Consider the following 22,277-nt stretch of genomic DNA (forward strand, 5'->3'; position numbering starts at 1 on the left):
ATTACCAATCCGAAAGCGTAGTAATGCAGATATTTCATTCATAATGCGGGGTTTTCAAATAAAACTTTCAAAGACTTGAAAAGGAACGAAAATTTTAGAATAGCTTAAGTGCTACAAACTCCTAGTACAAGAACTGACAAATCACTACAAATGGACATGTTGGAATGATTTTTGCTCTACGAAAACCACATTAAACCTTTTCTAATTCCCTCATTCTGAATAGGTATTATCACGCCGTAATGATACTTCTTACGGTATTTTTTTGTATTTTTGCAAACATTTCATAGAGGAAGGCATTTTATATAGTAGATGAGACAGCTCAAAATTACACAATCCATTACCAACCGTGAGTCACAGTCGTTAGACAAGTATCTTCACGAAATTGGTAAAGTAGACTTAATTACTGCGGAAGAAGAAGTGATTCTAGCGCAACGCATCCGTGAGGGTGATCAGGTTGCTCTAGAGAAACTTACGAAAACGAATCTACGGTTTGTCGTCTCCGTCGCAAAACAATATCAGAATCAAGGCCTAACATTAGGTGACTTGATCAACGAAGGCAATTTAGGCTTAATTAAAGCGGCGAAGAGATTTGATGAAACCAAAGGATTTAAATTTATTTCTTACGCAGTTTGGTGGATTCGTCAGTCTATCCTACAAGCTATTGCAGAGCAGTCCCGAATTGTCCGTTTGCCATTGAACCAAGTAGGTTCATTGAGCAAAATCAGTAAAGCGTTTTCCAAATTAGAACAGGAGTACGAGCGTGAGCCTTCTCCAGAAGAATTGGCAGACATTCTAGAAACTACCGTAGACAAGGTATCTGATACGTTAAGTAATTCAGGTAGACATGTTTCGATGGATGCACCATTCGTTCAAGGGGAAGAGAACACCTTATTGGATGTATTGGAAAACAAAGATCCTGATACGGACAGCAGTTTAATTGATGAATCACTTTCTGAGGAGATCAAACGCTCATTGGCAACATTAACAGAAAGAGAACGCGAAATTATCGTGTTGTTTTTCGGTTTAGGTTCAAATCACCAGTTGTCTTTGGAAGAGATTGGTGAAAAATTCAGTTTGACTCGCGAGCGTGTTAGACAGATCAAAGACAAGGCACTGCAACGCTTACGTCATACGTCACGTAGTAGGATTTTAAAGTCTTATTTAGGCTAATCCCCAAAAAATATTATTGTTCAATCAAGTGAAATGCGTAGCCGAAAGCTACGCATTTTTTTATGCGCTTAGAAAAAGCTGTACCTTTACGTTGATGATCGAGCTTTACACAGATGGCGCCTCCAGCGGCAATCCCGGACCTGGCGGATACGGAACTATTTTACGAACTATTTATCGCGGAGAAAACGAAGCATTACATGGCAAGTTGATCGAAAAGGAATATTCTGGTGGGTTTCGAAAAACCACTAATAATCGCATGGAACTACTTGCCGTTATCGTTGGCCTAGAAGCGTTGAAATCAATCAACCAGCAAGTGACCATCTATTCGGATTCCAAGTATGTAATTGACGCTATCGATAAAAAATGGGTTTACGGATGGATTCAAAAAGGTTTTCAGGGCAAAAAAAATAAAGACTTGTGGCTGCGTTTAATGCAGTTATATAAATTGCATCAAGTGCGATTAGTTTGGGTAAAAGGACATGCCGGACATCCGCTGAACGAGCGATGCGATCGCTTGGCTGTCGCAGCTTCTAAAAATAAGCCAGAATGGAAAATTGACCATATTTTTGAAGCGGAATCATCGGTATCTTAATGTAAAGTGAACTAACTTATTAAAACAAACTAACAGCTGGAAAATGGAAAAGCCTCGCTCTTTCGAACGAAGCTTTCCACATTTGAAACATATAACCAATCACTATTCTACACTACTCGCTACCACACTATTGGTTGCAGTTGTACTATTATAGACAAATAAACGTGGCTGAATGTTTAATATAAACACAGTTAAAAGATGTTAACATCTTTAAAAAGGAAAATCCCGACAATTTCTTGTCGGGATTTGTACCCAGAGCCGGGATCGAACCGGCATGGATTGCTCCACTGGTGTTTGAGACCAGCGCGTCTACCAATTCCGCCATCTGGGCATCTTATGGCTACTTCGTTTGTTTGAAGTGATGCAAATATAGATACTCTGATCGGATTTGCAAAAAGAAATTAACACGTAATAGCAAATAGACTGATTTATAGCGCAATATTTTTTACTTTATTTCACTTCGAAGAGTTGCAAGATCGAAAACCATAAGAAAAGCTCGAAAATTAGCGGTTGAGCACGTCTGCCATTCTTCGCAAACCTTCCTCAAGCGTTGCTTTTGGACAAGCTACGTTGATTCGGATATAATCTTCGCCATCCGCCACGAATACTTCGCCACCCTCAATGAGCACACCCGCTTCCTTAGCAAAATAAGTAGTCCATCTCGGTTCATTACCTCGTTTCGACAAATAAGGAGAAAGATCTACCCATGCCAAATAGGTCGCTTCCGGAATTCGATATTTTGCCAAAGGCAAATGCTCGTTGAGATACGATTTTAAAAACTGTAAGTTCAAATCCAAATAGGCATTTAACTGTTGCAACCACTCTGCTCCGTGTTCGTAAGCAGCTTGCGTTCCCACGACGCTTAATGGCGAATGGTAATCGTTGAATTTCTTCTTCCAAAGTTGACGTGTTTCTACATCACGAATCATAATATGCGACAACATATTGCCAGCTAAATTGAAACTTTTGCTGGCCGCAGTACAGGTAATTATTCGATTGTAATCTGGCAATACAGTCGCCATCGGAATATGTCTTTCCCTTGCCCTTAACAAATCACAATGTACCTCATCTGAAATTAACCACACATTATTTTCGATACAGATATTGCCTAATTGCTCCAACTCCTCGCGTTTCCAAACACGACCGGTTGGGTTATGTGGGTGACAGAAGATAAATACCCGAACTTTGTTTTCTGGATTTTCGATTTTCGCTTTCATATCAGCAAAATCCATTTCGTAATATCCATCGGTAACACGAAGTGGACTGAAGATCACCCGACGATCGTTCTTAATACCCGCTCTATAAAATGGGGCGTAGGAAGGCGTACAAATCAGCAAAGATTCTTCTTCCGTTGTTAACAATGGAATTAAACGATACAAGGCTTCTACAATTCCAGGAGCAGTAACTAGCTCATCGGTATCTATTTGCCATTGATACCACTTCTCAAACCATCTTTTTAGGACATTCAAATAGTCCTTATCGTAAACCTGCGTGTATCCGAGAATTTTTTTATCCAGCCTTGCTCGAACGGCATCTAAAACAGGTGGCGGACTGGAAAATTCCATATCCGCCACCCACATGCGAATAAATTCTTCATCGCTATAAGGAAGCTGTAAATCTTCTTCTAATGGAAATAGATGCGAACGCCAGCCTTCGTAATTGAAGCTATTGGTAGCTCTTCGATCAATGATTTCATCGAAATTGTATATCATCGGTGCTTAATGATTAAATATTTGTCATATATACAAATATGTCGAAAACACCTATAAATTCCTACGCTGATTTAGCTGTTTGCTGCTAATTCTGTTTTTACCGTTTCGCTTAGCGGTGTTGTTGGATGGCCGATCAATTGTGACAACGTTTTATCGTCACTATAAAGATCTCCGCGCGATGCAGCCACATCCCAACTTGCAATCATCGGAGCAAATGCGTCTGGCACACCAAATTTAATCAACGTTTCGCTGTACTCCTGTTCAGATAAGTTATGGTAAGGAATATTTTTCCCACTTTGTTTAGAAACCTCACTTGCCAAGTCTGCTAATGTGTACGCTTGATCGCCCGCTAACTCATACGTTTTACCTTCATGGCCTTCTCCAGTTAAAATGGCAACGGCAGCATCCGCGAAATCAGCTCGTGAAGCTGATGCAATTTTTCCTTCAGCAGCACTACCGATATAAGCCCCAGCCGCAAGTGAACCTGTGATTGATCCCGTATAGTTTTCTGTATACCAACCGTTGCGTAAAATCGTAAATTCCAATTCAGAATCCTTAATTAGATTTTCGGTTGCTAAATGTTCTTCCGCTAAATTCAAAGTCGACTCATCAGCGCGCAAAAGACTGGTGTAAGCCACGAATTTCACACCAGCAACTTTCGCCGCATCGATTACCGATTGATGTTGGGCAGTACGCTTTCCAATTTCATTCGCAGAAATCAACAAAAGTCGATCGATACCTTCCAGTGCAGCCGCCAATCCTGTCGGCTGGTTGTAATCAAAAGCGCGAACTTCTACCCCCAAACTTTGGGCTTTCTCCGTATTTCTGACTAAAGCAATAATATCTTTAGCACCAATTTGCTCTTTTAATTTCTCTACTACTAAACGACCTAGTTGTCCAGTAGCTCCTGTAATTGCTATTTTCATGATTGTATGTTTGTTTATATGTAATAACTATTGTTACATTAAAAGATAAAAAAATTAGACGTTTAGTCGATCTACAAAATTTTGCAACGTTTGTTTGTTTAGTGAAGTCAAAACAGCACGGTCGGTATCTTCGTATAAACTGTCCAAACATGAATTGATTACCTTTCCTACCGGACATTTATCGTTGGTTTTTGTATTTCGTTTACCCAAAATTTCTGAATTTCGGACACTTTCATACACATCACCTAAACGAATCTCTACACTCGGCATTTTAAGGCGAGAGCCGCCTTCCTTCCCCTTACGACTAACCACCCAGCCATTCTCTTGCAAAACACCCAACTCCCGACGCACCATAACCGGATTCACATTAATACTTCCAGCAATCCACTCCGAACTCAACCACTCGCCTTCATTTTTTGAAAGCAAGGAAAGAATATGCATAGCGGTAGCGAATCTTGTGTTGTTCATATCAATACAAATGTAGCATAGTTTTTAATAGTAACAAAAGATGATACAGATAAAAATAGTCTCTAAGTAGAAACTGACACTCACGTAACAAACGAGTAAGTTAATTAAGAATCGAAAAGTTGCTTTTCAAAGGCTTTTCGAGGAGCTCCGCGAAGCAAAACTTCTCCGCAATACTGATAGCCAACCTTTTCAAAGGTGCGCAACATAGCCTGATTATCGAAATTAGTATCTGCTTTTACACTATAAATACCTTTTGCTTTCGCGAAATCTTCAATGTGCAACAACAGTTGTTGCGCCAAACCTTGTCCAGCGTATTTACCAGATATTGCAACGCGATGAAACACAACGAAAGAACCATTTGTCAACCATTGACCATCAATATGATCGTACGCCGGCTCGTCATCGACAAATAAAGCGCAATAACCGATAATAATTTCACCGTCAACTAAAACGTACCCGGCTCCTTTTACAATATCCTTTTCTATAACAGCTGGATTTGGATAACCATCTTGCCACTGATCGCTTCCATCCGCTTTTCGGCGTTCGATCGCCTGTTTTATTATTTCCCAAATAGCAGTAGCGTCCGCCTGTTCAGCTTGTCGAAAAAGAAAATCCTTGCTCATCAATTGTATTAAAAATAGGTGAAGTGTTGACAAGTTAGCACAAAATTCTTAAAATAGAATACTGAAAATGGCATCGTAAAGCAAGAATATGATACAGAACGAAACACATAAATTGAGTTGGAAGCTTACTCACTTTGATGAATTGACTACAAAGGAACTTTATGAGATTTTGCGATACCGCGCGGAAGTTTTCGTCGTTGAACAAAACTGTGTTTATCAGGATCTAGATAATAAAGACTTACATTGTTTTCATCTGATCGGAAGAAAAAGTGCGGACGCACCATTGGCAGCATATACGCGCATCGTTCCTCCCGGCATCTCCTTCAAAGAACCATCCATCGGTCGTGTACTTACTGCTCCAGCATTCCGCGGATCTTCTTATGGCAAACAGCTCATGCAAGAAAGCATTCGCATCGTGACATCGAAATATCCGAATCAGGGCGTTCGAATCGGTGCACAAACCTATCTTGATCGATTTTATCGCAATCTAGGATTTGAACCAACAGGATCCGTTTATGACGAAGATGGAATCGAGCATGTGGAAATGGTCTTGACATAATTAAAGAAACATAAGTGCACGCCATCTGTTATATGTTCTAACATAGATACAGAAGGCTTAAAATAGGCGTAAAAAAGGGTAATATTAAGCCGATTTATTATGGCATTTAGTTGCCTTAAATCTTTTATTATTACTAAATTTGCGTCATTCTATAGATCATTTTATTTTTAAATGGATAAGTTAACTTATTTGAGTAACGCAGATACCAGCTATATTGAAAACCTTTATCAAACGTATAAAGCGGACCCTAGCTCGGTAGATTTTGGATGGCAGAAGTTTTTTGAAGGTTTCGAATTCGGGCAAACTGCCGACGGTAGCGACAGCGGAAACTTCGACCAAGTATCTGACCACGCAATCAAGGAAATCAACGTTTTGAACATGATCCACGGCTATCGCGATCGTGGTCATTTGTTTACTGATACCAATCCAGTACGCGAACGTCGCAAGTACTATCCGGGCAAAGAGTTGGAAACTTTTGGCCTGTCGGATGCCGATATGGATACGGTTTTCAACGCCGGTGTAGAGATCGGTTTAGGCCCGGTAAAATTGCGCGAAATCCGTCAACTAATTGAAGATACCTACTGCCGTTCTATCGGTGTAGAATTCAGATATATTCGTAATCCGGAAAAAGTAAAATGGTTGCAAGATAGAATGGAAGCGGAACGTAACAAGCCGAACTATTCCAGCGATCAAAAGAAAAGAATTCTTCAGAAAATAAATAAAGCTGTTGTTTTTGAGAGTTTCTTAGGAACAAAATTCTTAGGCCAAAAGCGTTTCTCCTTAGAAGGTGCAGAAAGCTTAATTCCGGCTTTGGATTCCGTTATCGAAAAAGGTGCCGATATCGGTATTCAAGAGTTTATGATTGGTATGGCTCACCGCGGTCGTTTGAACGTGTTGGCCAACATCATGGGCAAATCCTACAAATCGATCTTTTCAGAGTTTGAAGGTAAAATGTACGCGGATGAAGATCCAGAGATGGCATTCGGCGGTGACGTGAAATACCACTTAGGCTTCTCATCCGACATCAAAACCGATAGCGGAAAAGATGTCCATTTAAGTTTGGCACCTAACCCTTCGCATTTGGAAACAGTAGATCCAATCGTTGAAGGTATCGTTCGTTCGAAAATCGACATGAAATATGATGGCGATTCTTCGAAAATTGCTCCAATCCTAATTCATGGTGATGCTGCCGTGGCTGGGCAAGGCGTTGTTTACGAAGTAACGCAAATGTCGAAATTGGATGGCTACAAAACAGGCGGAACCATTCATATCGTAATCAATAATCAAGTAGGATTTACTACGAACTATAAAGATGCGCGCTCGGGAACATATTGTACCGATGTTGCAAAAATCTCTTCGTCTCCAGTTTTCCATGTGAATGGTGATGATGCAGAAGCGGTAGTTTACGCGATCAACCTAGCGGTAGAATACCGTCAAAAATACAAAACCGATGTTTACATCGATTTGCTATGCTACCGTCGTTATGGCCACAACGAAGCGGACGAACCGAAGTTCACGCAGCCTTTATTGTATAAGGCTATCGAGAAACATGCTAATCCAAAAGAACTTTACGCGAAGAAATTGGTCGATGAAGGAAGCATTGACGATAGCTACGCTAAGGAAGTAGAAAAAGAATTCAAAACATACCTACAATCCCAACTAAACGACGCTAAAAAAATCGAGAATATCGAGGATGAAGCGCCAATGTTTGGTGGTGCTTGGAAAGGATTGCGTCCAGCACGCAAAGCAGATTTGGATGTCAATATTACCACGCGAATCTCGGCAGAAGATTTCAAAGCTTTAGCAAAACAAATTACTGATTTGCCGAAAGAGAAAAAATTCTTCCGCAAGATTTCCAAGTTGTTCGAAGATCGTAGCAAAATGATCGAGAAAGATTCGTACGACTGGGCGATGGGTGAATTGATGGCGTATGCAAGTTTACTATCAGAAGGAAAACGCGTTCGTATTTCAGGTCAAGATGTGCAACGTGGTACGTTCTCCCACCGTCATGCTGTATTAACTTTGGAAGATTCCGAGGAGAAATATGTGCCTTTAGCGCAAGTGGATGGTGGCGATCGTTTCAACATCTACAACTCGTTGTTGTCTGAATATGCTGTTTTAGGTTTCGAATATGGTTATGCTTTGGCGAATCCGAATGCATTAACAGTTTGGGAAGCACAGTTTGGAGATTTCTACAATGGCGCTCAAATCATTATCGACCAATATTTAGCGAGTGCGGAGAGTAAGTGGAGACGTTCCAATGGAATGGTATTGATGTTGCCACACGGCATGGAAGGTCAAGGTCCAGAACACTCTTCAGCGCGTATTGAGCGTTTCTTGGAGCTTTGCGCGCACGGAAACATGATTTTAGCAAACTGTACTTCTCCGGCAAACTATTTCCACTTATTAAGACGTCAGTTGGTGCGCGATTTCCGCAAGCCTTTGGTGGTATTTACACCGAAAAGTTTGTTGCGCCATCCGAAAGTAACTTCCAATTTAGCGGATTTCACGGATAAAGATTTCCAACCCGTGTTGGACGATAATTATGTGAAAGCAGGGAATGTAAAACGTGTGCTTTTCTGTTCAGGTAAAGTATATTTCGATCTGTTGGAAAAACAACAAGCCGACAAACGTACTGACGTGGCGATCGTTCGTATTGAGCAATTATACCCTGCTCCTATCGAGCAATTGGCAGAGATTCGTACGAAATACAAAAAAGCAACAGAATTCGTTTGGGTTCAAGAGGAAAACGAAAACATGGGTGCTTGGCCGTACTACTGTCGCAAGTTCCGTAAGTCGGAGGTAGAGTTCACGGATGTAATTTCTAGAACGGAGAATGCAAGTCCAGCGACGGGTTACATGAAAAAACATACGGTTCAACAAGAAGAAATTGTTAATAAATCATTTGCATAAAACAAGCAACACAACAATATGAGCTTAGAGATAAAAGTTCCAACCGTAGGCGAATCGATTACTGAGGTCGTTTTGGCACAGTGGTTAAAAGAAGATGGCGACTACGTAGAAATGGATGAGAACATTGCAGAGTTGGAATCCGACAAAGCAACGTTTGAATTACCGGCTGAACAAGCTGGTATTTTACGCATCATCGCACAAGAAGGCGATACTTTAGAGATCGGTGCAGTAGTTTGTACAATCGAAGAAGGTGACGGTCCTGCGGCTGGCGATAGCGAAAAGAAAGAAGAGAAAAAAGAAGAAACCAAAGCAGCGGAGCCAAGTAAAGCTTCTACGGAAGACGAAAGCGAAGATTCTTACGCTGCCGGAACTGCATCGCCTGCTGCAGCTAAAATATTACGCGAAAAAGGCATTGATGCATCATCAATTAAAGGCACGGGCAAAGACGGCCGTATCACGAAAGAAGATGCTGAAAAAGCACAAGCAAAACCAAAAGCGGAAAGCAAGCCAGCTGCTTCAGCTCCTGCTAAATCAACCAGCGCACCTGTAAGTACTCCGGGAGAACGCAACGAAAGACGTGAGCGCATGAGTTCTTTGCGTAAAACAGTTGCTCGCCGTTTGGTATCCGTGAAAAACGAAACTGCTATGTTGACTACGTTTAACGAAGTAAATATGCAGCCTATCATGGATTTGCGTGCTAAATATAAAGATGCATTTAAGGAGAAACATGGTGTTGGTTTAGGTTTCATGTCATTCTTTACGAAAGCAGTAACTACTGCGATGAAGGAATGGCCTGCTGTAAATGCACGCATTGAGGAAAACGAAATCGTTTATTCGGACTTCGTGGATGTTTCGATCGCGGTTTCCGGACCAAAAGGTTTGGTTGTTCCAATCATTCGCAATGCGGAATCAATGAGCTTACAGCAAATTGAAAAATCCGTTATTGAGTTAGCAGTTAAAGCGCGCGAAAACAAATTGACAATCGACGAAATGACTGGAGGTACTTTCACAATTACTAATGGTGGTGTTTTCGGTTCAATGATGTCTACTCCAATCATCAACGCACCTCAATCTGCTATTTTGGGTATGCACAATATTGTTCAACGTCCGATCGCAGAAAACGGTCAAGTAGTTATCCGCCCAATGATGTACATTGCATTATCTTACGATCACCGTATCATTGACGGTCGTGAGTCAGTTAGCTTCTTGGTTCGTGTAAAACAATTATTAGAAGATCCAGCTCGTTTACTTTTGGAAGTATAATCAGCGTTTCTTTGATATAAAAAAGGCCGAAATCTATATGGATTTCGGCCTTTTCGTTTAGTTCGGATGTCACTACTTATTGCAAAACGTCTAAACTGTTTTTAATAATCTCCAATGCTTCGTTTAATTGCGCTTCCGTGATTACCAACGGTGGAGCAAAACGAATCTTATCACCATGCGTTGGCTTAGCCAACAAACCACTTTCCAGTAATTTGTAGCACAATCGATCTGCAGCATATTCATCCGTATGCTTCACGACGATTGCATTTAGCAATCCTTTTCCACGAACTTCCGCTATGTGTGGATGTTGCCACGATCCGATGGTTTCTCTAAATATTTTACCCAATCGATCTGCATGATCGCTCAAATTTTCATCCTTCAAAACTTGTAAAGCTGCCATCGCCGTGGCCGCTGCAAGTGGACTTCCGCCGAATGTTGAACCATGCTCTCCCGGCTTTATACAAAGCATTACATCATCATTTGCTAACACAGCCGAAATTGGCATCATGCCACCACTCAACGCTTTTCCCAGAATCAATACATCAGGTTTGACTTCTTCGTGATCACAAGCTAACATTTTTCCAGTGCGTGCCAATCCCGTTTGAATTTCGTCGGCAATAAATAAAACGTTTGCTTTGCGACAAATCTGCGCCGCCTCTCGAAGGTATCCTTCCGTCGGAACCACAACGCCCGCCTCTCCTTGGATAGGTTCTACTAAAAACGCCACTACATTTGGATCCGCAACCGAAGTTCTCAACGCCTCCAAATCATTGTACGGAATGGAGATATACCCATCCATATAAGGTCCGAAACCGCTTTTCGCAGAAGGATCTGTACTGAAGGAAATCACATTCAGCGTGCGGCCGTGAAAGTTTTCCGCCGCCGTAATCACCTTTGCCTGGCCGTCGGGAACGCCTTTAACATCATAGCCCCACCTTCTAGCTAATTTGATTGCCGTTTCTACAGCTTCTACCCCGCCATTCATCGGTAAAACTTTATCAAATCCAAACATACTGGTAATAAACGCGGTATATTCTACAAACTTTTCCGAATGAAATGCTCTTGAAGTAAGTGTAAGTTGTCTAGCCTGATCAATAAATGCATTGACAATCTTAGGATGGCAGTGACCTTGATTGACCGCCGAGTACCCAGATAGAAAATCGAAATAACGTCGATCATTTACATCCCAAACAAAAACACCTTCGCCGCGACTCAACACCACCGGCAACGGATGATAATTGTGTGCACCAAATTGTTGTTCTTTTTCGATATGAGCTTGCGTCAATTCGTCGATAGTTACAGGAAAATTCATCATAACATCTTATTGTGTTAGTGTGTAACGAATATAACCAATTCCGTTTGATATATAAATCCGGAAATTGTATACATTTGATCCGTTAATCACGTTAGTGTACTTATGGATAGTAAATCGCCTATCAATCGCCTAAGCGCAGCCGGCTTGCTCATCAGCATCGGCATTATTTTTGGAGATATCGGAACATCTCCACTCTACGTTTTCAAAGCCATCTTTCATCAAGAAATTATTGAGGAAAACCTTGTGCTAGGTAGTTTATCCTGTATTTTTTGGACATTGACTTTGCAAACCACCGTGAAATATGTGATGATCACATTACGCGCCGATAACAATGGCGAAGGAGGAATTCTTTCACTGTATTCCCTCGTCAAACGGAAAGCAAAATGGCTTATCGTTCCAGCCATAATTGGCGCTTCTACCCTACTGGCTGATGGAATGATTACACCGGCAATAACAATATCGTCCGCGGTGGAGGGATTGTCGCTGATGAATGACAACATACCAACGGTGCCTATCGTTGTTATTATCATTTCCTTTCTATTCTTGATTCAACGTTTTGGCACATCTGTGGTGGGCCGGGTATTTGGTCCGGTAATGCTAATTTGGTTTTTGGTCATCGGCACATTGGGATTATTTCATTTGGACGAAGCACCGCGCGTGCTATATGCTTTGAATCCTTGGTACGCGGTGCAAACGATTATGACACATCCGCATTCCCTATTTATTATAGGTGCGATCTTTTTATGTACGACAGGTGCCGAAGCACTTTATTCCGATATGGGACACTGTGGTAAGTCTAATATCAGGATTAGCTGGGTCTTCGTAAAAGCGATGTTGTTGCTGAACTATTTAGGTCAAGGTGCGTGGCTACTTACGCATCAGGGAGATAGACTGGGCGAACTCAATCCATTCTATGGCATCATGCCCGCATGGTTCGTCGTTCCAGGAATTACGATTGCGACGATTGCTGCCATTGTGGCTAGCCAAGCTATGATTTCCGGATCGTACACGCTAATCTCTGAAGCCGTACGGTTAAATATTTGGCCAAAGGTTTCTATCCGATATCCAAGCGATCATAAGGGACAACTTTACGTACCCTCAATCAATTTGATTCTTTTTGTCGGATGTATGTTGATTATTGCGGTATTTCGCAAATCTAGTAATATGGAAGCCGCGTATGGTTTGGCGATTAATATGACATTTATTACCACTACCGTTTTGATGTGTTTTTATATGTGGAGAAAACGCGTATCCAAAATTTGGATTGCTATTTTCGCCGTGATTTACTTGGTGATCGAATTCGCATTTTTAGCTGGAAACTTAGTAAAGTTCACGCATGGCGGATGGTTGACATTAGTATTGGCCGCAGCTATCTTCTTTATTATGTACGCCTGGTATATGGCTCGGAAAATTAAAAATGCCTACGTGCGGTTTGTCGATATCAGAAAATACTACAACATTCTTTCTGATCTTAGTGAGGATGCAACCATACAGCCTTTTGCTTCGCAATTGGTGTATTTGACAAGCGCGAACAGTATACACGAAATAGAATATAAAATCATCTACTCCATCATCAATAAAAAACCGAAACGTGCCGATGTGTACTGGTTAGTGCATGTCGACGTCATGGATACACCGCATTCTCGCGATTATACGGTAGAGCAATTGATTCCAGGTAAATTGATTCGTATTGATTTTAAATTGGGATTTCGTGAAGAACAAAAAATCAGTTTGTTATTTCGGAAAGTTGTGGAAGATATGGTAGCAAAGGGCGAAATCGACATTACTAGTAGGTACGAAACGTTACGTAAACATAAGATTTCGGGAGATTTTAACTTTGTCGTTCTTGAAAAAGTATTCTCGAAGTCCTCGGCCTTAGCTTGGGGAAACCGAATTATAATGGAGGTTTATAAATTATTAAAACACTTTAGTTTAAGCGAAGAAAAGAGCTTCGGATTGGATAGTAGCTTCGTTACAGTAGAGCGGGTTCCGCTCAATATCCCAGATACTAAAGAAGTAAAGTTAAACCGTTTAAAATAGTGGCGATCACTAAAAACAAAAAAGAGGCTTACGCCTCTTTTTTGTTTTTATCCCTCTCGTATGTACTCATATGCCGTTCCTTCTTGGCAGGATAGATATCATCTATCTTAATCAGAATTCCCGTTTCCTCGACTTCTCCAAACTCGTCGTTTAATGCGGTACCGAATGTCATCATCGTAGGTGACAAATTCATGTAAGTATTGATTAATGGTGGAATATTTTCACCCAAAGACCTGATTTGCGTATTCAATACTTTATATCCGTCTTTGTAATCCAATCCATCAAAAATGCCTCTATACTGCGAAATATCTGTTTTATACCCTAAAAAAAGATGATCAGCAGGCTTCGCTAGGTGCTCCTTGTCCGGAAAATAGCAAGCCATAAAGTACATCAACAAATCCCGAGCAACCTCATTATAATGCGGATACATCGTCACTTTTCCAAATAAATACTTGATTTCAGGATGCATAACAACTACAGCGCCCAATCCGTCCCATAAATTATCTAAAGAAAACAGCCCTTTGCGATTATCTATAGAAGGTTGATAATTCGGTTGTACCCAAGATCGTCCTAGCTCTATGGTATTTGGAAGATATTCTTTAATAAACTTGTCAGAGATATCAAAATAATGCGCAGTAGAAAGATGTACTTTGCCTTCAGCATCCACCGCCTGATCGCAACGAATTAAACGGTAGCCCGCGATAATCTCGTTATCGTCAGGATTCCAGGCGATCAATTGATCATAGTTGTGTTCACAGGTATCATTTTCATCAATATCCAACGGCAAGCCCGTTCCGCCTCCTGCTCCTCGGAAAGTAAGCTCACGCAAACGACCGATCTCTCGCATGATGTTCGGCGCCCTATGATAATTGACCAAATAAATTTCGTTATTCCCATTATTAGTATAACGCAAAAATGCTTCGTCGGTCAACTCCGCTTTAATTAAATCTCTATCTACTGGTGCAATAATGTCTTGCATACACTAATTAATTCTATTTTTTGCTAAGAGCCATATCATATACTACACGGCGCACCTCTGCAGCCCAAGCTCGTTCATTTTTGGATGCATCAAAACTGGTATAAGGAATACGTTTTCCGATACAAATTTTTACGCGTTGATTTCTCTGAGAAAACATTTCGTCCGGAAGGTAAAGCATTTCCAAGTTTGCCTTAATACCTACCTTCTGCCGTAATCGCGCGAGATTATAAAAGAAGTTAGAATTTTTGCCGTCAATGTAAACCGGAACAATATCCTTTTTATATTTTTTTGCTTTCGTGACAAAGCTCTTTTTCCATTCTAAATCCTGAATCTTGCCATCTATTTTTCTCGAAACCAATCCAGCCGGAAAAACCAATAAAGCTTGATCGGATGCATACGCATTTTCAATCGCTGCGATACCATTTTTACTTTGATTACCGATCTTATTCACTGGTACGAATAGCGGCTCAAGGTTGCGAATATTTAGAAGAATATCGTTGACTAAAAACTTAACGTCTTTTCGATATCGTCCAATGGCTTGCATAAAAGCTACACCATCCAAACCACCCAATGGATGATTGGAGGCAAAAATAACACTATCGGTAAGCGGAACATTCTCCGCACCTTCCAATACCACTTCTACACCCAACTCCTTTAGCAATGAATCTACAAAATCCAATCCAAAATCGTCCTGATAACGCTGCATGATATAATTGATATCATCTTCGTGAATAATACGACGCAGGTAACTGATGATAGGTTTGGGGATCCAACGGGCTAGCTTAGGGCTTTTTTTATGAATTACGTTCCGTACCTCAATAAATTTTTCTTGCTCTAACGACTCCATAAAGTGCTTTATACCCTACCTCTTTTGTCGTAAAAATACATAATTTATAGCACGTATAATAAGAAGCATGTAAAAAACTGACCTTAAAACCGCAATTAATGGGCATGATCCACTGAATCTTATTAACTTAGCCTTTGATAGAAGCGTGTACAACAATACTGTGACGAAGATAAAAATATGTATATAGGCGAAATAATTTCCAATTTGTATGCAGAAGTGAGTCCACAAGATACGGTTGCCCAAGTGCTAAATCGAATCAATGAGTTTCACTTTCATGGACTTCCTATTGTGCAACAAGATAGTTTCTTAGGTTTGGTGCGTGAGGAGGATTTGCTGGCTGAGGAAGACGATTCTACACGAATCGCTGATTTGAAACACACCGCTCCATTCGTATATCTTTACGACTACCAACATATTTTCGACGGGCTGCAAATAATGAGCGTGCATGATCATGATATTCTTCCAGTCGTGAGCAAGGAACATAAGTACATTGGTATCGTTACCCAAAAAGATATTCTAAAAGCATTAAATCAAACCCTAGCCAACAACGAATCCGGAGCAATCATCATACTGGAAATGGACGCAAAGGATTATGCATTATCGCATGTTGCGCACATTATCGAATCGGAAAACACCAAAATATTAAGCATCGCCTCGCGCCAAGTACCCGATTCTAACCGCATGGAAATGACGATCAAAGTCAATAAAAATAACATTGCAGCCGTGGTTGCATCACTTTGGCGCTTTGATTATGTGGTAAAAGCGACATTTAACGATGGTAGTGATAAAAACGATATTCAAGATCGATATAATCTCTTAATGAACTATCTCGACCTTTAATCAACATTATTTTCGATCTTTGCATCAACAAAGAGCATTTCCGACATGAAAACAACCATAGCCATCTATGGACGCGAATTTAATCCTTCTGTCAATACGTACGTAGAGGCGCTTTTCCGCTATCTCGAATCAAAAAACATTTCGGTATATGTTTACGAAGAATTTTACGGATTTCTTCGCGAACAATCGTATTGCCCCGAACATTTCAAGACGTTCAAGACTTTGTCGGATGTTTCAGCGCATATCGATTTTATGTTGGGATTAGGTGGCGATGGCACCATGTTGTCGGCGGTATCATTAATCCGAGATTCCGGAATTCCTATCGTGGGAATCAACTTCGGCCGTTTAGGTTTCCTAGCCAATATCGCTAAACATGATATTGAAGAAGCCTTGGAAGAAATCTTACGTGGCGATTATACGGTGCAATCACGCTGTGTGCTGTCCGTTTCCAGCCCTGAAGATGAATTGTTTGGCAATGAAAATTTTGCATTAAACGATATCACGGTATTTAAATACGATACCTCCGCCATGATTACGGTACAGACGAAGCTGGATCAGCAATTGTTAAATGATTATTGGGCAGATGGATTGATTATCGCGACACCCACAGGTTCCACGGCATATTCTTTAAGTTGCGGTGGACCGATCATTATGCCAGGAAGCGGGAATTTTGTTATCACGCCCGTATCTCCGCACAACTTAAACGTTCGTCCGATTGTAATATCTGCTGATATGGAATTGGATCTTAAAATTGATAGTCGTACCGAAAAGTATATTTTAAGCTGCGATTCCAGAAGTTTGACGCTCCCCTCCAGCACGACATTGAAAATTAAAAAAGCCGATTTCGAAGTGAATCTTATTCGTTTAAAGAAAGATCAATATTTCAGCATTTTGCGTGAAAAGCTTTTGTGGGGACTAGACGTACGCAACTATTAAGAACTGCCTAGAAGAGCCATTGTAAACATCTCGGCAGAACAACCATTTTAACAATCGCTTGCAAATAGTCTTCAGCGAAAAAGCCTATATTTACAGTCAAAATATAGCTTCACGATCTAGGAAGATTTAGGCAAAAGCACTTCACAAGTAAAACATGGATTTCAAAGACAAGATAAAGAAAGAAACATTACCTCAACATATTGCAATCATTATGGATGGCAACGGGCGTTGGGCGAGAGAACAAGGAGAAGATCGTGTTTTTGGCCATCAGAATGGTGTTAATTCTGTTCGCGAAACGTTGGAAGGCTGTGTCGAAATCGGCGTTCCCTTCGTGACCTTATATGCCTTTTCTACCGAAAATTGGAATCGACCTAAAGAAGAGGTGCAAGCATTGATGGAAATCTTGGTTCACTCTTTATCAAATGAAGTAGAAACATTCCGCAAAAATCGTGTGAAATTACATGCTATTGGAAATATTGAAGATTTACCCGAGCATTGCCAAAAAACTTTACAAGAAACGATTGATAAAACGGATGACAATTCGGTGTGCACATTGACTTTGGCTTTGAGCTATGGAGCGCGTGCGGAGATCGTCAACGCGACCAAAAGGATTACGGAATTAGTAAAAAGCGGCGAAATTTCGTCAACAGATATCGACGACAATTTGTTTGCTTCAAAATTATATACGAGTGGTTTGCCTGATCCCGATTTGATGATTCGCACCAGCGGAGAACAACGAATCAGCAACTTCATGCTTTGGCAAATGGCGTATACAGAATTAGTATTTCTTCCAATCATGTGGCCAGAGTTTACGCGCAAGCATTTGTATGAGTGCATATATAACTACCAAAATCGGGAAAGAAGATTCGGGAAGACTAGCGAACAATTGTAAGTTTTCCGTACTTTTGCCCCTTCTCCGCGATTTAACATTTCTTAAATCTCGCTGAGGGTCTTTTAACATAAATTAACAAGGGATTGGTGTACTTTAGCACCGTCAATAATTAGTAAATGAAGCACATATTCGTTAAACTCGCCTTTATAATAACCTCGCTTTTCGTTTTTTATTCTGCGCAAGCTCAAGTACCCGGAAACCGACCGATTAACGTAAACGATCCGAACGAAATATCCTATCTAAACCAAAAAAACTATACTATCGGTGGCGTAGATGTTACTGGTGTAGAATATTTAGATAAAGATGTTTTAATCACGATTTCCAAATTGAACGTTGGGCAGTATATCGAGGTTCCTAGTGAGCAAACTGCTAGTGTGATTAAAGATTTAATGAATCAAAATCTTTTTGAAGAGGTGCAGTTATATGCTACACGTATTGAAGGGGAAACGATATTCTTTGAAATCCGCGTCGTTGAAAGACCGCGTTTGGCAGGCATAGAAGTGAAAGGTTTGAAGAAAAGTCAAGCCGAAGAAGTGCGTAAACGATTAAATGCAAGCTCAGGAAAAATCGTCAACGAAAACCTGCTTCGTACTACACGATCCACTATTGAAAAATACCTTAGAGAGAAGTCTTATCTATATCCAGACATTAAGATAACTACGACACCAGATTCTACCCAAGCAAATTACCAAACGGTAACTGCTGAGGTAGATAGAAATCGTAAAATCAAAGTTCGTAAAGTAAACTTTACAGGATCAGAAGCCTTTTCCAATCGTCAACTTCGAAAATTTCTGAAAGGGGTAAAACCAAGAGCTTGGTACCGCATATTCGGTCCGGGACGATTCAAGGAAGATAAATACGAAGAAGCGAAAGAGAATTTAATCGCCAAGATGCAAGACAGAGGTTACCGCGATGCGGAAATCCTTAAAGATAGCATTTGGCGATACGATGATAATGAGATTGCGATCGACTTCGACTTGTATGAAGGACCGAAATATTATGTCGGTAACATCACTTGGACAGGTAACTCGAAATATCAAGATTCGATCTTAAACTTGATTTTAGGGATCAACAAAGGCGATGTTTATAGTGAAGAGAAACTAAATGCGCGCCTGCAAGGTCCGACTCGCGCAAGTGATGATATTGCCGCATTGTACCAAAACGACGGTTATTTGACTTTCCAAGTAGAGCCTATCATCAAAAAGATCGATAAAGATACGGTGGATTTAGAGATCCAAATGTTCGAAGGAAAGCAGTACACTATCAATAACGTTATTCTAAAAGGTAACGACGTAACGAATGACCGCGTTGTGCTACGTTCGATCTTCCTTAAACCCGGCATGAAATATTCACGCGAAGCGCTCGTTAGTAGTATTCGAGAGATTTCGCAGTTGGGTATGTTCGATGAACAGAAGATTACACCAAATCCGGCGAAGAATTTAAATATGGAAGAAGGAACTACTGATTTGGAGTTCACTGTTGCTGAAAAAGCATCCGACCAGGTGGAATTATCCGGTGGTTACGGTGCTGGGCAAGTGATTGGTACGCTAGGTTTGAATTTCAATAACTTCTCTACCAAAAATTTCTTCAAAAAAGATTCCTGGAAACCGCTTCCTCGCGGTGATGGCCAACGTTTAAGTATTCGTGGTCAAACATCCGGCAGAAGATATCAATCTTACAACTTCTCATTCTCCGAGCCTTGGTTAGGTGGTAAAAAACCCATTTACTTTGGTTTAAACGCTTATGTTTCCAACATGCGTGAGATGTTCTTCGGACGAGACGGACAATGGACAGAGCGTGAAAACGCACCTTTCATTAATATGCATGGTGTTACAGCAACCCTAGGTCGTCGGTTGAATTGGCCAGATCGCTATTTCCAAGTGAATAGTTCCCTATCGTTCCAACGTTACGTATTAAATAATTACCAAGGATTGTTCTTGTTTGCGGACGGCGATTCTTACAATATCAACTTTACTCAGGAAATCAGTCGCAACACAGTTGATGCACCGATTTATCCCACTTCAGGATCAAACATTCGTTTGAGCGTGCAATTAACGCCTCCATATTCATTGTGGAATAATATTGATTATAAAACAGCTCCAGCAAATGAAGTGTATAAATTCGTAGAATACCACAAATGGAAATTCGATTCGCAATGGTACACCACGATTGCAGGCAAATTGGTATTAAAATCACAAGCGCAATTTGGTTATTTAGGTATGTATGGTGGCGATGCGCCAATCTCTCCTTTCGAGCGTTTCGTGTTAGGTGGTGACGGTATGCAAGGTTTCGACTTCTTGCAAGGTACAGAGATCATTGCCATGCGTGGTTACGCGAATGGTACGGTTATTCCAGAATCAACTGGAAATGGTACCGCTGCTCAAAACATCGCCGTACGTTCGGGATCGCCGCTCTACGCACGTTATCAACTGGAATTACGTCACCCAATTATGTTGAATGAACAAGCTACCGTATTTGCTTTAGCATTCGCGGAAGCGGGTAATACATGGAATAGTTTCCAAGAATTTAATCCTTTCAAAGTTCGTCGTACAGTTGGTATCGGTGCACGTATCTTCTTACCAATCTTTGGTATGTTAGGTATCGATTATGGTCACGCATTTGATCCGATTCCGGGAATGGCTGAGAGCCGCTGGAGACAGAATTTCACGTTTAGTATCATCCAGAATATGGGTGGTTTCTAAAAACTTTAAAAACACATATATGCAAAGGCTGCCAGGAAAGGTAGCCTTTGTTGTTTAAAACGATTGAGATCGCATTCGAGATAAGTTGATCGACGGGAAAAAACTTAGTTGTAATCAGTTAAATTTAAGTTAAAAGTAACCTTAGGTTTGTTTTGAGGATGATTATTTTTTGTTTATTTGTATAAATAGTGAACTATCTGCACGTGGAAATAAACTTTTTTACGTTTGGATTGTCAGACAAAATAAAACAATCGAAAACTAAAACATATGTCGATGAAAAAGATACTGATGATTATGGGCTCACTTGGGCTGATGTGCACAGCAGGACTTGCGCAACAAAAATTGGCTTACATCAATTCGGAATATGTTTTGAAACATATTCCAGAATATTCCGCCGCACAGAAACAGTTGGATGATCTTTCTACAAAATGGCAGGAAGAAGTTGACGGAAAATATGCGGAAATTGAACGTTTATATAAGGCGTATCAAAATGATCAAACGTTACTGAATGATGATATGCGCAGACGTCGTGAAGACGAGATTGTGAACAAAGAACGTGAAGTAAAGGAACTTCAACGCCAACGTTTCGGTTTCGAAGGAGAACTGTTTAAGCAACGCACAAAATTGGTTCAACCGATCCAAGATCGCTTAACTAAAGCGATTAACGATTTAGCTGCCGCGGAAAGTTTAGATCTTATTTTAGATAAAGGATCTGAAACTTCTTTCTTATTTGCAAACCCTTCTTTAGACAAAAGCAATACGCTGATTACAAAGTTGGGTTTCAAACCTGATCCGAAATTAGCAGATTAATATATTTTTAGTATAATTGCGCAAACTAATAAGATTAACAAATAAACAAACAACTTATAGTCGTATAAGATTAACATGAAAAGAATGAAGAATGTATGGAAAGGTGTTGTTGTAGCAGCGGGGTTATTGGTCGCTACACAGGTGAGTAATGCACAGCAGAAAATCGGGCATATCAATTCGCAAGAATTGATGCAAGCAACGCCTGAGTTCAAAAATGCGCAAACACAAATACAAACCTTGAGAGAAACGAAAGATAAGGAATATCAAGGGATGGTGGAGTTGTATCAAAAGAAACAAACAGAAGCCAACGAAAAAGCAATGAACCGTAGCGAGGCAAACAAGGCTACTTTAGACACGGAAATTCAAGGTTTGGTAGCCGAAATGCGTCAAATGGAGGAGCGTATCCAAACGACAGGAAACCAAGCACAAGAGGAATTGCAAAAAAAATATCAGGAGTTAATGAGTCCTATCGAAACTAAAGTGATGACAGCAATCAACGCGGTAGCAAAGGATAAAGGATATGCTTATATCTTAGATTTGGCTAGCGGTAGTTTATTGTACTTCGAAGGCGGTGAAGACCTAACTGCTGCGGTAAAAACTAAATTGGGTATTTAGTAAACCCTGAAAACCGATTTTAAAGAGCCGTAACGTGAATGCGTTACGGCTCTTTTTCGTTTTTTACCTATTAAT

19 protein-coding genes and 1 tRNA gene are annotated in these 22,277 nt (G+C 40.6%); 12 read left to right on the top strand and 8 right to left on the bottom strand.

The window, feature by feature from the left end:
- The first annotated feature begins 309 nt into the window (after positions 1-309).
- Positions 310-1,170 (top strand): sigma-70 family RNA polymerase sigma factor, encoded by an 861-nt coding sequence (locus ACFSQ3_RS12525; RefSeq protein WP_066753499.1) that lies wholly within the window; start codon positions 310-312, stop codon positions 1,168-1,170.
- Between the two features lie 94 nt (positions 1,171-1,264).
- On the top strand, positions 1,265-1,762 hold the full coding sequence (locus tag ACFSQ3_RS12530; protein ID WP_380869892.1) for a ribonuclease H family protein: 498 nt from the start codon (positions 1,265-1,267) through the stop codon (positions 1,760-1,762).
- Positions 1,763-2,011: 249 nt separating this feature from the next.
- Here ACFSQ3_RS12530 and ACFSQ3_RS12535 read toward each other — a convergent pair.
- The 5 genes from ACFSQ3_RS12535 to ACFSQ3_RS12555 all read right to left on the bottom strand — a co-directional run bounded on the left by ACFSQ3_RS12535 (position 2,012) and on the right by ACFSQ3_RS12555 (position 5,491).
- Positions 2,012-2,093: transfer RNA gene (locus ACFSQ3_RS12535), tRNA-Leu, on the bottom strand.
- A 172-nt stretch (positions 2,094-2,265) separates the two neighbouring features.
- Positions 2,266-3,474: a MalY/PatB family protein gene (locus ACFSQ3_RS12540; RefSeq protein ID WP_380869893.1), complete on the bottom strand. Its 1,209-nt coding sequence runs from the start codon at positions 3,472-3,474 to the stop codon at positions 2,266-2,268.
- Positions 3,475-3,545: 71 nt separating this feature from the next.
- Positions 3,546-4,400 (bottom strand): SDR family oxidoreductase, encoded by an 855-nt coding sequence (locus ACFSQ3_RS12545; RefSeq protein ID WP_380869894.1) that lies wholly within the window; start codon positions 4,398-4,400, stop codon positions 3,546-3,548.
- 54 nt (positions 4,401-4,454) lie between these two features.
- Positions 4,455-4,868 (bottom strand): Rrf2 family transcriptional regulator, encoded by a 414-nt coding sequence (locus ACFSQ3_RS12550; protein WP_380869895.1) that lies wholly within the window; start codon positions 4,866-4,868, stop codon positions 4,455-4,457.
- A 104-nt stretch (positions 4,869-4,972) separates the two neighbouring features.
- Entirely contained in the window at positions 4,973-5,491 is a 519-nt protein-coding gene (locus tag ACFSQ3_RS12555; RefSeq protein WP_380869896.1) for a GNAT family N-acetyltransferase, read from the bottom strand.
- A gap of 88 nt (positions 5,492-5,579) precedes the next feature.
- Between ACFSQ3_RS12555 and ACFSQ3_RS12560 the strand changes: the two genes are divergently transcribed.
- The 3 genes from ACFSQ3_RS12560 (at position 5,580) to odhB (ending at position 10,226) form a co-directional block, all read left to right on the top strand.
- A complete protein-coding gene (locus ACFSQ3_RS12560) occupies positions 5,580-6,050 on the top strand; it encodes a GNAT family N-acetyltransferase (RefSeq protein WP_380869897.1) in 471 nt (156 codons plus the stop codon).
- A gap of 171 nt (positions 6,051-6,221) precedes the next feature.
- Positions 6,222-8,963: a 2-oxoglutarate dehydrogenase E1 component gene (locus ACFSQ3_RS12565; protein ID WP_380869898.1), complete on the top strand. Its 2,742-nt coding sequence runs from the start codon at positions 6,222-6,224 to the stop codon at positions 8,961-8,963.
- Positions 8,964-8,981: 18 nt separating this feature from the next.
- Positions 8,982-10,226, top strand: coding sequence for a 2-oxoglutarate dehydrogenase complex dihydrolipoyllysine-residue succinyltransferase (gene odhB, locus ACFSQ3_RS12570; RefSeq protein ID WP_380869899.1), 1,245 nt, complete (start codon positions 8,982-8,984; stop codon positions 10,224-10,226).
- A 76-nt stretch (positions 10,227-10,302) separates the two neighbouring features.
- On the opposite strand, the gene rocD is transcribed toward odhB, so the two are convergent.
- Positions 10,303-11,541, bottom strand: a complete 1,239-nt coding sequence (gene rocD / locus ACFSQ3_RS12575; protein ID WP_380869900.1) for an ornithine--oxo-acid transaminase — start codon at positions 11,539-11,541, stop codon at positions 10,303-10,305.
- A 102-nt stretch (positions 11,542-11,643) separates the two neighbouring features.
- Between rocD and ACFSQ3_RS12580 the strand changes: the two genes are divergently transcribed.
- Positions 11,644-13,581, top strand: coding sequence for a KUP/HAK/KT family potassium transporter (locus ACFSQ3_RS12580; RefSeq protein WP_380869901.1), 1,938 nt, complete (start codon positions 11,644-11,646; stop codon positions 13,579-13,581).
- Positions 13,582-13,609: 28 nt separating this feature from the next.
- Here the strand turns inward: ACFSQ3_RS12580 and ACFSQ3_RS12585 are convergent, their stop codons facing one another.
- Positions 13,610-14,560 (bottom strand): GNAT family N-acetyltransferase, encoded by a 951-nt coding sequence (locus ACFSQ3_RS12585; RefSeq protein WP_380869902.1) that lies wholly within the window; start codon positions 14,558-14,560, stop codon positions 13,610-13,612.
- Between the two features lie 13 nt (positions 14,561-14,573).
- Complete coding sequence (locus ACFSQ3_RS12590; protein ID WP_380869903.1) at positions 14,574-15,407, bottom strand: 1-acyl-sn-glycerol-3-phosphate acyltransferase; 834 nt, start codon at positions 15,405-15,407, stop codon at positions 14,574-14,576.
- A gap of 177 nt (positions 15,408-15,584) precedes the next feature.
- Between ACFSQ3_RS12590 and ACFSQ3_RS12595 the strand changes: the two genes are divergently transcribed.
- The 6 genes from ACFSQ3_RS12595 to ACFSQ3_RS12620 all read left to right on the top strand — a co-directional run bounded on the left by ACFSQ3_RS12595 (position 15,585) and on the right by ACFSQ3_RS12620 (position 22,202).
- Positions 15,585-16,247 carry a CBS domain-containing protein gene (locus ACFSQ3_RS12595; protein ID WP_380869904.1) on the top strand — a complete coding sequence of 221 codons (663 nt, stop codon included), beginning with the start codon at positions 15,585-15,587 and terminating at the stop codon, positions 16,245-16,247.
- Positions 16,248-16,292: 45 nt separating this feature from the next.
- Positions 16,293-17,183 carry an NAD kinase gene (locus ACFSQ3_RS12600; protein WP_380869905.1) on the top strand — a complete coding sequence of 297 codons (891 nt, stop codon included), beginning with the start codon at positions 16,293-16,295 and terminating at the stop codon, positions 17,181-17,183.
- A 154-nt stretch (positions 17,184-17,337) separates the two neighbouring features.
- The gene (locus tag ACFSQ3_RS12605) at positions 17,338-18,075 is read left to right on the top strand and encodes an isoprenyl transferase (protein ID WP_380869906.1); all 738 of its coding nucleotides are present in this window, start codon (positions 17,338-17,340) and stop codon (positions 18,073-18,075) included.
- Positions 18,076-18,191: 116 nt separating this feature from the next.
- Entirely contained in the window at positions 18,192-20,777 is a 2,586-nt protein-coding gene (gene bamA / locus ACFSQ3_RS12610) for an outer membrane protein assembly factor BamA (RefSeq protein ID WP_380869907.1), read from the top strand.
- 273 nt (positions 20,778-21,050) lie between these two features.
- Positions 21,051-21,587 (top strand): OmpH family outer membrane protein, encoded by a 537-nt coding sequence (locus ACFSQ3_RS12615; protein WP_380869908.1) that lies wholly within the window; start codon positions 21,051-21,053, stop codon positions 21,585-21,587.
- Positions 21,588-21,662: 75 nt separating this feature from the next.
- Positions 21,663-22,202 (top strand): OmpH family outer membrane protein, encoded by a 540-nt coding sequence (locus ACFSQ3_RS12620; RefSeq protein ID WP_380869909.1) that lies wholly within the window; start codon positions 21,663-21,665, stop codon positions 22,200-22,202.
- Positions 22,203-22,277: the final 75 nt, after the last annotated feature.

This window comes from Sphingobacterium corticis (assembly GCF_042684745.1).
GTDB lineage: Bacteria > Bacteroidota > Bacteroidia > Sphingobacteriales > Sphingobacteriaceae > Sphingobacterium > Sphingobacterium corticis.